Genomic DNA, 13,209 nt, shown 5'->3' with positions numbered 1-13,209 from the left:
CGTGGCAAAGGGCGAGATTATATAGCGTTCGGACAACTCTTGCAGCCGCGAGCGTTGCTAGCCGTCACATGCCAATAATGTACCCGTCAATAAATGGTCTCGACAGCGCCTGGCGCACCATTAACAATAGAGAAATTGCGTGCAGCCATGGCGTTATGTGCAATCATTTTGATAGCTGATTGAACCAAAACGGACTAAGAAGCCTCTACATATAACGTATCTGGCATAAGCTGAAATCATCCGGCAACAGCTCGCGTGCTAGCCTCGGGCTAACGAACGCAGCAGCCCCGCCCAACGTGAAAGGAGAAGTGGCATGGAAATCAATATCGGTATCAACGAGCAGGATCGTGCCGCCATTGCAGAAGGCCTGTCCCGCCTGCTGGCTGACACTTACACCCTGTACCTGAAGACCCATAATTTTCACTGGAACGTCACCGGCCCGATGTTCAACACCCTGCACCTGATGTTCGAAGGTCAGTACACCGAATTGGCGCTGGCAGTTGACGATATTGCCGAGCGCATCCGCGCTTTGGGCTTCCCGGCTCCCGGTACTTATGCAGCCTACGCGCGCTTGTCTTCTATTAAAGAAGAGGAAGGCGTGCCAAGCGCTGAGGAAATGATCAAGTTGCTGGTTGAAGGTCAGGAAGCCGTCACCCGCACAGCGCGCGGTATTTTCCCGCTGCTGGATAAAGTCAGCGATGAGCCGACTGCCGACCTGCTTACTCAACGCATGCAAGTGCATGAGAAAACCGCATGGATGCTGCGCAGCCTGCTGGCAAGCTAAGCCTTGCACCCGAAAAGCCCGGCGCCGCCGGGCTTTTTCACATCAAATGGCCACCACTCATCGCATCCACACCCGCAAACCTGTGAAATCAACCCTCAAAAAAGCCCGACACATTTGAGTACCCCCAAGCTTTGCTGTTAAATACGCCGCGTGTCGCTGCCCCTCATTCTACGGGCAACGCATAGGCAGATTTCGCGCGTTCTCCAAGCCTTCTTCTCTGTGGCAACACCTGCGAATCCGCTCTTCCTAGTGATCCGTATCTTATAAGTGAGCTGAACCAACATGCTTAAAATCGTCCACCTGGTAACAGGTATCGCCGCGTTACTCCTTTCATTCGTACCCGCTCTGGGCAATACCGCCCCATCAATGCTGCAACATCCTGACGCTCTGTATCTGATCCTCTTTGCCATGACCAACCTGATTCTGGCTCCGCAACTGCCAATCTGGCATCAGGGCTCCCGTGCTGCATTGCAGAATCTAGTCTCTGTACTGTTAATTCTCGCCACCGCGCTGCAAGCATTGGCTTTGCTGGCCCCGCTGACAGAAATCGCCGGCCAGCCAGCAATTCTCTTCAGCCTTGCCATTGCCGCTCTGGGCGTTTTGCTCCACCTGATAATCAATATTCGCTTGCAACCACGCACCAGCAGCAAATCAACAGCTATTGCTGGCGACCGTGAAACAGGCACCGTGAAGTGGTTCAATACATCCAAAGGTTTCGGCTTTATTTCGCGCGACTCCGGCGATGATATTTTCGTCCACTTTCGCGCAATCCGCGGCGAAGGCCATCGCGTTCTGGTCGAAGGCCAGCGCGTAGAGTTCTCGGTTATGCAGCGCGATAAAGGCCTGCAAGCTGAGGATGTTATCGCAGCATTGCCAACCCGCCGCTAAGCGAGACTGGCCATAAAAAAACCCGCAATTGCGGGTTTTTTTATGCTCAAGCGAAACACACTGATTAGATTTCAATAATGCGGCGGTGGCGCGTCGTCCTGGGAAATACCAGAGCCAGCACTCAACTCCTCCTGACGCTTGGCAAGCATTTCCAGCTGCAAGCGCATACGCTCCAAGACCTTTTGCTGCGCAACCAGCTCATCATTCAACGCCTGGATAGTGTCATCCTGAAATGCCAGACGGCTTTCAAGCTCATTGATACGTTCTTCAGTCGTCACTTAGCCACCTCGGCAAACGTGAAATCGTCCGCCAGCACGCCGCGCAACTTGGCCGTGATCGCGGCTATCTGCTCATCGCTGTAGGGTATTGCCGAATGCTTCCCCCAAACAGGAGCAGGCCACGCCGCATCAGCGCGACGCCGAACAATTACGTGCATGTGCAACTGCGCCACCATGTTACCCAGCGTCGCAACATTCATTTTATCCGCGGCGAAGGTGTCCTTGAGGGTAGCCGCCAGCTCGCTGGTTTCATTCCACAGCAGCGCCTGATCGGCCGTGTCGAGCTGAAATATCTCACTGACCTCTTCGCGCCTGGGCACCAGAATAAACCAAGGGTAATTGGCATCATTCATCAGCAATAACCGACACAGCGGAAAATCCCCGATCAAGACAGTGTCTTGCTGCAGTCGTGAGTCCAAGGCAAACATAAACTTCTCCGGTATCGCCATTAATAGTGATCATTCTAGCGGCTCAGCCGACCAAGTGCGGCGCCGTCAATAAGACTGCAACAACAATTCAGCAGAATGAACCTGACAAAGCCGTAAGTTTACCCGCTTCGCCTCAGCTACACGCCGATGCGCAGTGAAAATCCGAGACTCCATGAAGGGCGCCGACGCACCAAAATACGGCGAATTTCATCAACTTAAGCGCAACCCGTGCACCATTTTGTTACCACTTAGCACTTGAAAGCTCAAAAAATGTTACCTGCTGGCCACTTAACAGCATAAGTTGACTTTAAAATCAGAAATAGCGACACCCACGAACAGCTGCACATCGGGACTTTTTTTGCACCGTTAAATACAGCGCAAAGCACCGGATTAAAGGGCTCAAGCGGTGATCGAGACACTCTAAAACAGGCTGCATTTGAGGTTTTCAAATATTTATTAGAGCAACTGCGCATTTTGTGCACGACTCTTGCTTTCTGTCACTGCAATGCCAGACGGGTGCCATTCCCACTAGCAAAGCAACTTGTAAATAGTATAAAAATAGCCGAAATGGGTGCTTTAGAAAGCCCATGGGAAACTATAGAATTGCGACACCCTTCAGTTATATTTGCGACACCAAGCTGAAGAAAGCGCAACGTTAACAACGCAAGTATCGCCATAATTAGTCGCGTGTTATAAGTTTAGCGCCGACACAAAAAGAAAGAGCCGCCCATACAACAATTAATTGGGTAGCGCAACTCTTCTAAACCAAAGGAGCAGTCACGATGCAAGTGATGAAGTGGAGCACAATCGCCCTGGCAGTAGCCGCGGGCTCGACGCAGATGGCTTTCGCCTCTAGCCAATCCGAATCGAACGGTTTTATCGAAGACAGCAGCTTCGACATCTTCAACCGCGTTCTGTACATGAACCGTGACTTCCGCAACGGCGCTAGCAACACTGCTGGCTCTGGTAATGGCTACCGCGAAGAAACTGGCTGGGGTCTGCGCACCCTGTTCGAATCTGGCTTCACTCAAGGCACCATCGGTGTAGGCTTTGACGCTCACACTCTGAGCAGCCTGGCACTGGACAGCGGCCGTGGCCGTTTCGGTACTGGCCAGTTCGATCAGTCGAGCGACGGCAGCGCTGAAAAAACCCAGACCGAAGTTGGTGGCGCTATCAAGTTCCGCGTTTCCAACACTGGCCTGAAATACGGTAGCCAGTTTGTTGGCAGCCCAGTGTTCAGCACTGACGACAGCCGCATCCTGCCAGAAGTTGCAACCGGTACTTACCTGGTCAGCAACGAAATCGAAGGTCTTGAGCTGTCTGGCGGTCGTTTCACTGCAATGAGCAGCCAAACTTCGACTGACCGTGACACCTTCGAACTGAAAGCAGCCAACATCTACGGTGCAAACTACGCCTTCACTGATAACCTCAGCGCTGGCCTGCACTACTCTGACGTTGAAGACTACTGGAAAAAGACTTACCTGAACGTCAACTGGAACCTGCCGATCGCAGAAGGCCAGAACCTCAACTTCGACGTTAACGGTTACCACACCAAGGGTGACGGCCAGGAGCTGGGCGCTACTGACGACGGTAAAGGCGGTCTGTCTACCGATAACGACCTGTGGAGTATCGCAGCAGCTTACGGTATCGGCGCTCACACCTTCACCGTTGCTTACCAGCGTTCTACTGGTGATGCATCCCTCTACAACTACGGTGTAGACGGCGGCGGCACCATCTGGGTTGCCAACTCGGTTCAGTACTCTGACTTCGTAAGCCGTGACGAGCAGTCTTACCAGGCTCGCTACGACCTGAACATGGCTGAATACGGCGTTCCAGGCCTGAGCTTCATGGCTCGTTACATCTACGGTGACAACATCGACACTGGTGTTGCTGGCGAAGAAGGTAAAGAGCACGAGTTCGACTTCGAAACCAAATACGTGATCCAGAGCGGCGCAGCTAAAGACCTGTCGTTCCGTATCCGTAGCGCGATCTACCGTGCCAACGATGCACAGAATGACTTCTACTCTGCTGACGTGAACGATTTCCGTTTCATCATGGACTACCCGCTGGACGTGATGTAATTCAGTCTTGACTGAATAGCAGCACACAAAAAACCCGGCTTCGGCCGGGTTTTTTATTGCTCAAAATTTAAACAAACAGCAATTAAACAGGATTAAAGCGGCAGTGCATAAGTCCCTGTTACATGCGCCACTAATTCGCCTTCATTACCAGCGCTGTAAAGCAGAACTTCACAAACTGCCTGACGCTTACTTAAGCGCAAGATGCGTGCATCGGCCAATAAGTCTACTGGCTGAGGCTTGACCAGAAAGTTGATATTCAAATTAGAAGTCACTGCCATTTCGACTCGCCCCAATCGTCCCATCACCACGGCATACATGGCCGCATCGGCCAGCGCCATCATGGTTGGCCCTGAAACAGTGCCACCGGGGCGCACCAATCGGGTGCTGAATGGCACACGCGCCAACACCCCTTCCGAATCCAGCCGCTCAATGCGTAAATCCAGATCCTGCGCCATCGGCAAACCGGCATGAATTACGTCTTGTACTTCTTGTGCTGTTAACACACGCCCCTCCCTATGCCATCTATTAGCTGCATCCTATACGCAACCGAATCATCACCGTACAATGCCGACCTAATAAAGTCTTTGCAATCGGTAGACCCGCCAATCATGCGTACCAGTCAATTCCTGCTCTCGACCCTGAAAGAAACCCCTAGCGATGCCGTTGTTATCAGCCACCAGTTGATGCTCCGCGCCGGGATGATCCGCAAACTTGCCTCCGGCCTCTACACATGGCTGCCGATGGGCCTGCGCACCCTGCGCAAGGTCGAGAAAATTGTGCGCGAAGAAATGGACGCAGCAGGCGCCCTGGAAGTATTGATGCCAGGCATTCAGCCTGCCGAACTGTGGCAGGAGTCTGGCCGCTGGGAACAGTACGGCCCAGAATTGCTGCGCATGAAAGACCGTCACGGCCGTGATTTTTGTGCAGGCCCAACTCACGAAGAGGTGATTACCGACCTCGCGCGTAACGAGCTGAACAGCTACAAGCAGCTGCCGCTGAACATGTACCAGATTCAGACCAAATTTCGCGACGAAATCCGTCCGCGCTTTGGCCTGATGCGTGGCCGTGAGTTCATCATGAAAGATGCCTACTCTTTCCACGCCGACCAAGCTTCGCTGCAGGTCACCTACGACCGCATGCATCAGGCTTACTGCAACATCTTCAGCCGCCTGGGCCTTGATTTCCGTCCGGTACAGGCCGACACCGGCTCGATCGGCGGCACCGGCTCGCATGAATTCCATGTACTCGCAGACTCCGGCGAAGACAACATCGCGTTCAGCGACAGCTCGGATTACGCCGCCAACATCGAGAAAGCCGAGGCCATTCCGCGCGAAACCAGCCGCGGCGCTGCAACCGAAGCCATGCGCCTGATCGATACGCCGAACACCAAGACCATCAGCGCTCTGGTTGAAGGCTTTGATCTGGCCATCGAAAAAACCATCAAGACACTGGTCGTGCATGGCGCCGAAGAAGGCAAGCTGGTTGCGCTAATTGTGCGTGGCGATCATGAGCTTAACGAAATCAAGGCCGCCAACCTCGAGCAGGTCGCCAGCCCGCTGGTTATGGCCAATGAAGATGAAATTCGTGCAGCGATTGGTGCAGGTCCAGGCTCCCTTGGCCCGGTCAATCTGCCTATTACCTGCATCATTGATCGCTCGGTCGCGATGATGAGCGATTTCGCGGCCGGTGCGAACATCGAAGACAAGCATTACTTCGGCGTTAACTGGGAGCGCGATCTGCCGCTGCCGGAAGTTGCCGACCTGCGCAACGTGGTGGCCGGTGATCCGAGCCCGGACGGCCAGGGCACATTGGTTATCAAGCGCGGCATCGAAGTTGGCCACATCTTCCAGTTGGGCACCAAGTACAGCCAGGCCCTCAACTGCCAGGTGCTGGGCGAGAACGGCAAGCCCGTTACCCTGACCATGGGTTGCTACGGCATCGGTGTTTCCCGCGTGGTCGCTGCGGCTATTGAGCAGAACTTCGACGAGCGCGGCATTCTCTGGAATGACACACTGGCGCCGTTCCAGATCGCGCTTGTGCCACTGCGTTACGAAACCGAAGTGGTACGCGAAGCAACCGATAAGCTCTATGCAGACCTCACCGCAGCCGGCTTTGAAGTTTTGCTCGATGACCGTGACAAAAAGACCAGTCCGGGCATCAAATTCGCAGACATGGAACTGATCGGCATTCCGCATCGCATCGTGGTCAGTGACCGCAGCCTTGCCGAAGGTAACGTGGAGTACAAGAGCCGCACGGAAACCGAGGCTCAGGTGATCCCCGCCGCAGACATCATGGCGTTTATTCAGGCCCGTATCAGTCGCTGATTTCAGCACCATTACCAAGAGTCATCATGCTCAAGCGAAACACCTTGCACCTGGGCGGCGCAGCACTCTGCTGCGCCCTCTTCCTCAGCGGCTGTGCCAACCAGCTCCCGCAACGCAGCGAACACGAGGAACGCATCGAGCGTAAGTTGCTCGATCACAGCCTGCTAATCGATGCCGGCGAACCCAAGACACTGGGTTTGCCGCAACGGCGCGTGCGTGTGCACGAACAAAAAACCTTTGAGGTAACCGCCTTCGAGGTCACCCGCCGTTATGATCGCTACACGCCTTATCAACCGTGGCGCGAACTGTACGAGATCCCTCTCGGTGCGGTTGCAGTCGTGGCCGGCGTGGGCGCCAACGTATTGAATGTGGTGCTGCTGGGCAGCCTCCCGGATACGGTCACCAAGGACTGGATCAGCTACGGCTTTGCCGGGCTCAACCCGTTCATCAATGCCGAATCCAATGGCCGCTCACAGCAGAATCTGGCGAGTATCGACGAGCAACGTCTGGATACGCGCATGGAGTACACCAGCATGCCGTGGGCCGAGCGTCCGGTCACAGTCACCGCTGCCGGCAAGGATCACGAACTGCTCACCGACCGCAACGGCATCTTGCGCATCAACTTGCTCGACAATCCCTTTGCCGATCAGGACAGCGCTCGCCTTGGCACACTGCTGCTCACCGTCACCGACGAGCAGAGTGATACCAGTGCGCACGCCAGCCTGACTGTCAGCCATACCCTGCGCGGCAAACTGGATGAGGCGCACCGTCTGATCTACGACGACCTCGAAGGCGACGACACCGCTGAATGGGTGCATCGGGTGAAGCGCTTATCCGAGCTGGGATTGGAAGAAGAAGCCAGCGAGCTTGAACAAAGCCTGATCGAACTGACTCGCAACGACCCTGAACTTCAGGAAGGCTTTCTGAAAGCCCTGACCCAGGATGCCGGCCGCCTGGTTGCGGACCCTGCATCGCTGTAAACACGCCAACGGCCCGCGTATCCAGCGGGCCGGTCTCGGTATTATCGACGCACAATGAAACCGGCAATGCCTTGCAGCGGTTGCTCTGTAAGGCTGACCTCGCTGACCTCGGCTGCTTGCGGCCCTTGCTTAAGCCACTCAACAAACGCCTCGACAGCGTCCTGCTCGCCCTCGCACAAAACCTCTACGCGTGAATCCGCAAGGTTACGCGTCCAGCCGTTAAGCTCAAGTTCTTCAGCCTTTTCAGCGCTTGCCTGGCGATAGCCAACGCCCTGCACAAGACCGCTGACAAACCCATGCATACAGATTTGCGTCATAGCCTATCCCTCGTCACGCAGTACTTGCAGGCGTTTGGTAATACCCGCAGCGGTTTGCTCACCCAGTAGCCGTTCGCGCATCTGGCCTTTATCGTCGACTATATAAGTGACAGGTAATGCCTCGGCGCGCGGCAATTTGAAGCGTGGCGCCGGGTCTTCTTCAAGAACCGTGAACTTGATACCCATTGCATCACTCGCCGTACCTAGCTCTTTACCGCGCAAGGCATCAAAATTAACCCCCACGACCTGCACGGATTCCTTTGCCAGCTGACTGCTCAAGGCATTAAGCTCGGGGATCTCGGTGCGGCAAGGTGCACACCACTCGGCCCAATAATTAATAACCAGCCACTGCCCTTGCAAACGTTCAGCCGCGACCTTCTGACCGTGTTGATCAAGCCCGACATCGTCGCTGCAGGCGATAAGAATAAGACAAGCAAATACCGTTATGGATGAACGTAGAAACGTCTGGAAAGCATTACCCATGCATTCGATCCTCGTGCGCTCGGGGGTGGCATGACACTCGATGCCTTGCGTCTGGAAGTGGCGGAGATAAGTGAGCAAAACGCCGACTCATTGACTGATCTTAGCCTGCAACTGGCGCAAGCTCGGGAGATGCCGATTGAATCTGCCCTCAGCAGCATCACGCGCTTACTGCACCGCCATAATCGCAGCCCGATGACCTTACTAGAAAGGCAAAGGGCACTGCAAAGTTTCAGTGACGCGTTCCGTCACTACTCCAGCCAGAACTCAAGCCAAACCCGGCTTGGCCAAGCCTTCATCCAACTCTGCGAAGAACTGGCTACGGGCTTTAAAAGACTGCTGTTGCAGATACTTCAGAGCAAGCACCCTTCACGCCCGCATCTAGCGTGGTGCCTGTACATGACGCTGCAATTTCTTGCTCAGAAGATGCTGCGTAACCACCAGCTGTATCAGGAACCGCATCCCAACTTGTGGCGTGACAGTCACATAATCTACTGGCTTGGCGAGCATCAGCAGTGCCTCGACGATCCCATCGCGGCGGCATTCGTACCTACTCCGGCCGATACATTGCGCGGCCTCTACCAGCAAATGCTGCTTGCCGCGCTGAGCAACCCTTTCCATCTGGCCGAAAACCAGTGTCTGGAGCTGTTCAGCGCACTCGCACCGTTAGCTCAACATGCTGTGCTATTGCCTTGGGAGCGTGAAGACGAACCCAGTGGCCCGACAATTGATCTGACCGAATCACAGCCTTATCTGACGCTCACACAAACGCCAGAAGGCAGCGTCGAATATTTGCGTCGCTTTGAATTGGGCGCGCTGTTAATCGCCTTGCAGGAGCCTTCCCCCCTGCAAAGCAGCAAAGAGCACGCATTACTTCAGGAGGTTCAGCAGCACTGGCTGGGCCGCCAACAACGTCGCCACCAACGCCTTGAGCACGAGCAGACCTGCCATTTGGTCGCCGGTTTGCAGGCTATTCATGCGCAGCTGTTAGAACAGCGGCCTTTGAAAATTCCGGGACTGATTCAGGATGCCAGCCCAGGCGGCGCCCGACTGCTGTGCAGCGCCGAGCAGAAGACCAAGATCAGCGTCGGCCAACTGGTCATTTTACTGACTGACAGCGTGATCCCGACGCTGGCACTGGTGCGCTGGCGTCACATCAACGCCGAGGGCATGCACTTCGGGCTGCGCTACCTAAAAGGGCTGCCCAAGCCCATCTGGCTGCGGCGCACGCCCAGCGCACAAACCCATCCGGGTATTTTGCAAAGCACACCGGCGCAAGACAGCGCCTGGCATCATGGTTTATGGCTGCCGACCGGGCAATTTGTCGAAGGCGAGAACGTCTGGCTGCAAATGAACAACATGCACCACCAGAAAATACTGCCGCTGCCAACGGCGAACCTCGAAACTGTTTGCGTCACGCGCTACCCAGTAGTGCTTTGAGGCTCACCTTGTAACCAGCTGCTCAGGCTGTCATCAAACAGACGGCCCTGCTCCTCATCAAGCTTGAGCAATGCCTGACGAAATGCCGGATACCAAGGCTCGTCGAGATTTTCCGGCAACTGCTCCGGGCGCGGCAATGGCCACGGGCTATGATTAATCAGGCGTTTCATGCTGTAGGTATTGATATCGCGGCTCAACAACCAGCGCCCGGCCCCGATTGGTGCAACCAGATGCTGGCGTTCCAGATACTCCAACGCCTCCTCCCATTCATGCTCGGGCAAATTCCAGCCTTGGCGCTGAACATCACGCAGACGCACCTTCAAGCCGGACTGCTGACGATCATGGAAAACCCGCAGGATACCGAGCACAACCAACAGCTTGGGCATGGCCAACTTGCGCCACTGATACGAGGATGACAAGTTGCAGACCAACTCTGCACCGATCAGCACAATCAGCCAGGACAAGTAAATCCACAACAAAAACAACGGCACGGTAGCGAACGCCCCGTAGATAAGCTGATAACTCGGGAATATCCGCACATACAAACCAAACAGCGACTTGGCCACTTCAAACAATACTGCCGTGAACAGCCCGCCAATCAGAGCGTGCTTCAACGGCACGCGCGCATTCGGCACTGTGGCGTAAAGCAAGGTGAATGCCGCTGTACTAAACAATAACGGCATAAAGCGCCAGAGCAACTCGGCGTTGATCAGCGCGTCAGGTCCGGAAAGAAGCGCTAACGAACCCACATAGGTACTGATCGCGAACCCGGCGCCGAGCAGGATTGGCCCCAGACTCAAGATCGCCCAATACAGCAAAAAACTCGAAACCCCGCGCCGTGGCTGACGCACGCGCCAAATGGTGTTGAAGGTTTTCTCGATGGTAACCAGCATCAAGAACGCCGTGACCGCTAGAAAAATCACCCCTACCCACGTCAGCTGTCTGGCCTGGGTAGTGAAGTCGCGCAGATAGTCCTGCACCATCTCGCCGGCGGACGGTACGAAGTTATGGAAAATGAATGTTTGTATTTGCTCGCTCATGCCCTGAAACGCCGGCACGGTTGAAAGCATCGAGAAGGTCACGGTCATCATCGGCACCACCGCAAACAGCGTGGTGTAGGTCAGCGCAGCCGCATTATTGGCGCCCCGATCCGCCAGAAATCGCTGAATCAGAAACCGCCAGAATTCGATCCAATTTTTAAAACGCTGAAGCATGCCCTCTCCTTAGCCAACAGCCATAGCGTTTAAGACACGCAATGCGCCGAGGTGTTCAGACTTACACCCCTCATGAGGTTAGAATAGCCGCCACCTGATGCAACATGCGAGCCCTCTCATGACCGATCTGACGCTATATCACAACCCGCGCTGCTCCAAATCCCGCAGCGCCTTGCAGATACTCGAAGAACGCGGCCTGACTCCGACCATCGTGCGCTATCTCGAAACGCCGCCCAGCGCAGATGAACTGACAGCGCTGCTGCGCAAGCTCGACATGCCGGCCCGCAGCCTGCTCCGAACCGGCGAAGAAGAATACAAAGCCCTTAACTTGGCTGATGCCACGCTCACCGAACAGCAGTTGATTGACGCCATGGCGGCCAATCCCAAGCTGATCGAGCGGCCGATTCTTATCGCCGGTGATCGCGCCATTGTCGGCCGTCCGCCCGAGCGGGTTCTGGAGATTCTAGCGTGAGCACACCTTACGTACTGGTGCTGTATTACAGCCGCCACGGCGCAACCAGCGAGATGGCCAAGCTAATCGCCCGCGGCATCGAAAAAGCCGGCATGGAAGCCCGCTTGCGCACCGTGCCCGCAATCTCGACCGAATGCGAAGCGGTTGCTCCGGCAATTCCTGAAGAAGGCGCGCTGTATGCAAGCCTCGACGACCTGAAAAACTGCTCAGCTCTGGTGCTCGGCAGCCCTACGCGCTTTGGCAACATGGCTGCGCCACTCAAGTACTTCCTTGATGGCACCAGCAGCCTTTGGCTAACCGGTGAACTAGTCGGCAAGCCTGCTGGGGTTTTCACCTCAACCGCCAGCCTGCACGGCGGCCAGGAAACAACTCTGCTGTCGATGATGCTGCCGCTGCTCCACCACGGCATGCTGATAACCGGTCTGCCTTACAGTGAGTCTGCCCTGCTCAACACCCAAGGCGGCGGCACACCGTATGGCCCGAGCCACTATGCTGGAGCAGATGGTAAGCGCGCGCTGGATGAACACGAGAAAACCCTGTGCCGCGCACTGGGTGAGCGTATAGCCCGTACCGCAATCAAACTGGAGGCCGGTCGTGGCTAAAGCGAAAAAACCACTGCCGAGCCTTGAGTGGCTACAGCCACGTGTGCAAGCCAGCCGCATCGTCAGCCTCGTGCTGTTCGTAGCATTGGCGCTGCTCATCGCAGTGTGGAACCTGGGTTTCGCTGATCTACACGGCGCCCGCACCTGGGTGGTCATGTGCATCCAGTTACTGCCATTGCTGCTGCTCGCGCCCGGTATGTTTCTTGGCCATGCACGCGGTCATGCGTGGACCTGCTTCGTGATAAACCTGTACTTCATTCAGGGAATCCTCGCGGCAATCGACCCAAGCAGGGCCGTGTTTGGCGTGCTGGAAACCATCATCAGCTTCAGCCTCTTTTGCAGCGCCCTTCTATACACCCGCTGGAAATTTCAACAAGATCGCAAACTTTCTGGTGAGTGATTTAGGAGCCACTGTGAAGGGCTGCGCGGCGCGATTGCGGCGTTAAAAAGCTGCTCAAAATGCTCATTTACTTTACGTAAACTCCGCGTTTGAACAGCTTTTTGCCTTGCACTCCCACCGCTCGCACCTACACAGAGGCTCACCCGAAGACCGCGTGAAGCGGGAAGCTTAATTAAGGGCAGAGGCTTTGGTTAGAAGCAGAGCGTGGGCTATTGAAGTTTTCGCGCTCGTTGCTTAATGCGGAAAGGCCACTGTCGTTTATCGTTATCTCATCCCCAAGCCATTTCCCCCGAAGCCCGCCCTGCTCTGCTTCATAGCTCTCAACCAACAGCCCTCCCGCTATCCAGCCCTACGGGGTTTTGTGACGGGGAAAATCTGCTTTTCTGGCGAGGCGAGCGCAGGCCAGGCAAGGCGGATTCGTGGTCGGGTCGCGAAGCTTATTCATGTAAGTGAGCGTTCCGAACGCTAATCCAACGCAGCATGGCGCAAAGATGGCGCGAGTGCTGCGCCCCCACCAAAAA

Annotated in this window: 15 protein-coding genes and 1 pseudogene; 10 read left to right on the top strand and 6 right to left on the bottom strand. The window is 55.4% G+C overall.

The annotated features are described in order from the left end of the window. Positions 1 to 313: 313 nt before the first annotated feature. The 3 genes and pseudogenes from FEZ62_RS02840 (at position 314) to FEZ62_RS20690 (ending at position 1,672) form a co-directional block, all read left to right on the top strand. Complete coding sequence (locus FEZ62_RS02840; RefSeq protein ID WP_069901621.1) at positions 314 to 784, top strand: Dps family protein; 471 nt, start codon at positions 314 to 316, stop codon at positions 782 to 784. Between the two features lie 282 nt (positions 785 to 1,066). Then, positions 1,067 to 1,387: pseudogene (locus FEZ62_RS20910) on the top strand (cold shock domain-containing protein membrane protein); the annotation flags it as partial. A gap of 57 nt (positions 1,388 to 1,444) precedes the next feature. Next, complete coding sequence (locus tag FEZ62_RS20690; protein ID WP_239655588.1) at positions 1,445 to 1,672, top strand: cold-shock protein; 228 nt, start codon at positions 1,445 to 1,447, stop codon at positions 1,670 to 1,672. Positions 1,673 to 1,743: 71 nt separating this feature from the next. Here FEZ62_RS20690 and FEZ62_RS02830 read toward each other — a convergent pair whose 3' ends face one another. Together FEZ62_RS02830 and FEZ62_RS02825 are read right to left on the bottom strand one after the other, a co-directional pair. Then, positions 1,744 to 1,950 (bottom strand): SlyX family protein, encoded by a 207-nt coding sequence (locus FEZ62_RS02830; protein WP_069901619.1) that lies wholly within the window; start codon positions 1,948 to 1,950, stop codon positions 1,744 to 1,746. Further along, positions 1,947 to 2,378, bottom strand: a complete 432-nt coding sequence (locus tag FEZ62_RS02825; protein WP_069901618.1) for an HIT domain-containing protein — start codon at positions 2,376 to 2,378, stop codon at positions 1,947 to 1,949. Before FEZ62_RS02825 ends, FEZ62_RS02830 begins: the two co-directional genes overlap by 4 nt. A 782-nt stretch (positions 2,379 to 3,160) precedes the next feature. On the opposite strand from FEZ62_RS02825, the gene FEZ62_RS02820 reads away from it, so the two are divergent. Then, positions 3,161 to 4,459, top strand: a complete 1,299-nt coding sequence (locus FEZ62_RS02820; protein ID WP_150548738.1) for an OprD family porin — start codon at positions 3,161 to 3,163, stop codon at positions 4,457 to 4,459. A gap of 92 nt (positions 4,460 to 4,551) precedes the next feature. On the opposite strand, the gene FEZ62_RS02815 is transcribed toward FEZ62_RS02820, so the two are convergent. Next, a complete protein-coding gene (locus tag FEZ62_RS02815) occupies positions 4,552 to 4,914 on the bottom strand; it encodes a PaaI family thioesterase (RefSeq protein ID WP_172927061.1) in 363 nt (120 codons plus the stop codon). Positions 4,915 to 5,067: 153 nt separating this feature from the next. Here FEZ62_RS02815 and FEZ62_RS02810 point away from each other — a divergent pair, with 153 nt between their 5' ends. Beyond that, positions 5,068 to 6,783, top strand: coding sequence for a proline--tRNA ligase (locus tag FEZ62_RS02810; protein ID WP_172926755.1), 1,716 nt, complete (start codon positions 5,068 to 5,070; stop codon positions 6,781 to 6,783). Positions 6,784 to 6,809: 26 nt separating this feature from the next. Beyond that, positions 6,810 to 7,763 carry a hypothetical protein gene (locus FEZ62_RS02805; RefSeq protein WP_172926754.1) on the top strand — a complete coding sequence of 318 codons (954 nt, stop codon included), beginning with the start codon at positions 6,810 to 6,812 and terminating at the stop codon, positions 7,761 to 7,763. Between the two features lie 41 nt (positions 7,764 to 7,804). Here FEZ62_RS02805 and FEZ62_RS02800 read toward each other — a convergent pair whose 3' ends face one another. Both FEZ62_RS02800 and FEZ62_RS02795 read right to left on the bottom strand, forming a co-directional pair. Then, positions 7,805 to 8,080, bottom strand: a complete 276-nt coding sequence (locus tag FEZ62_RS02800; protein ID WP_172926753.1) for an acylphosphatase — start codon at positions 8,078 to 8,080, stop codon at positions 7,805 to 7,807. Positions 8,081 to 8,083: 3 nt separating this feature from the next. Beyond that, positions 8,084 to 8,563, bottom strand: a complete 480-nt coding sequence (locus tag FEZ62_RS02795) for a TlpA disulfide reductase family protein (protein WP_172926752.1) — start codon at positions 8,561 to 8,563, stop codon at positions 8,084 to 8,086. A 30-nt stretch (positions 8,564 to 8,593) separates the two neighbouring features. Here FEZ62_RS02795 and FEZ62_RS02790 point away from each other — a divergent pair, with 30 nt between their 5' ends. Then, complete coding sequence (locus tag FEZ62_RS02790) at positions 8,594 to 10,000, top strand: PilZ domain-containing protein (protein ID WP_172926751.1); 1,407 nt, start codon at positions 8,594 to 8,596, stop codon at positions 9,998 to 10,000. Here the strand turns inward: FEZ62_RS02790 and FEZ62_RS02785 are convergent. Beyond that, on the bottom strand, positions 9,982 to 11,214 hold the full coding sequence (locus FEZ62_RS02785; RefSeq protein WP_069901611.1) for a virulence factor BrkB family protein: 1,233 nt from the start codon (positions 11,212 to 11,214) through the stop codon (positions 9,982 to 9,984). The genes FEZ62_RS02790 and FEZ62_RS02785 overlap by 19 nt on opposite strands. Before the next feature lie 118 nt (positions 11,215 to 11,332). Here FEZ62_RS02785 and arsC point away from each other — a divergent pair, with 118 nt between their 5' ends. The 3 genes from arsC to FEZ62_RS02770 are packed head-to-tail and all read left to right on the top strand — an operon-like array spanning position 11,333 to position 12,688. Next, on the top strand, positions 11,333 to 11,686 hold the full coding sequence (arsC, locus tag FEZ62_RS02780; protein ID WP_069901610.1) for an arsenate reductase (glutaredoxin): 354 nt from the start codon (positions 11,333 to 11,335) through the stop codon (positions 11,684 to 11,686). Further along, complete coding sequence (wrbA, locus tag FEZ62_RS02775; RefSeq protein WP_069901609.1) at positions 11,683 to 12,288, top strand: NAD(P)H:quinone oxidoreductase; 606 nt, start codon at positions 11,683 to 11,685, stop codon at positions 12,286 to 12,288. The genes arsC and wrbA overlap by 4 nt, the downstream gene beginning before the upstream one ends. Beyond that, the gene (locus FEZ62_RS02770; protein WP_172926750.1) at positions 12,281 to 12,688 is read left to right on the top strand and encodes a DUF2069 domain-containing protein; all 408 of its coding nucleotides are present in this window, start codon (positions 12,281 to 12,283) and stop codon (positions 12,686 to 12,688) included. Before wrbA ends, FEZ62_RS02770 begins: the two co-directional genes overlap by 8 nt. The last annotated feature ends 521 nt before the right edge of the window (positions 12,689 to 13,209 follow it).

It is taken from the genome of Pseudomonas sp. MS19, assembly GCF_013277615.1.
GTDB classification, from domain to species: Bacteria; Pseudomonadota; Gammaproteobacteria; order Pseudomonadales; family Pseudomonadaceae; genus Aquipseudomonas; species Aquipseudomonas marincola.
The sequence above is the reverse complement of the archived record's forward strand: the minus strand, read 5'-3'. Positions and strand labels throughout refer to the sequence as shown.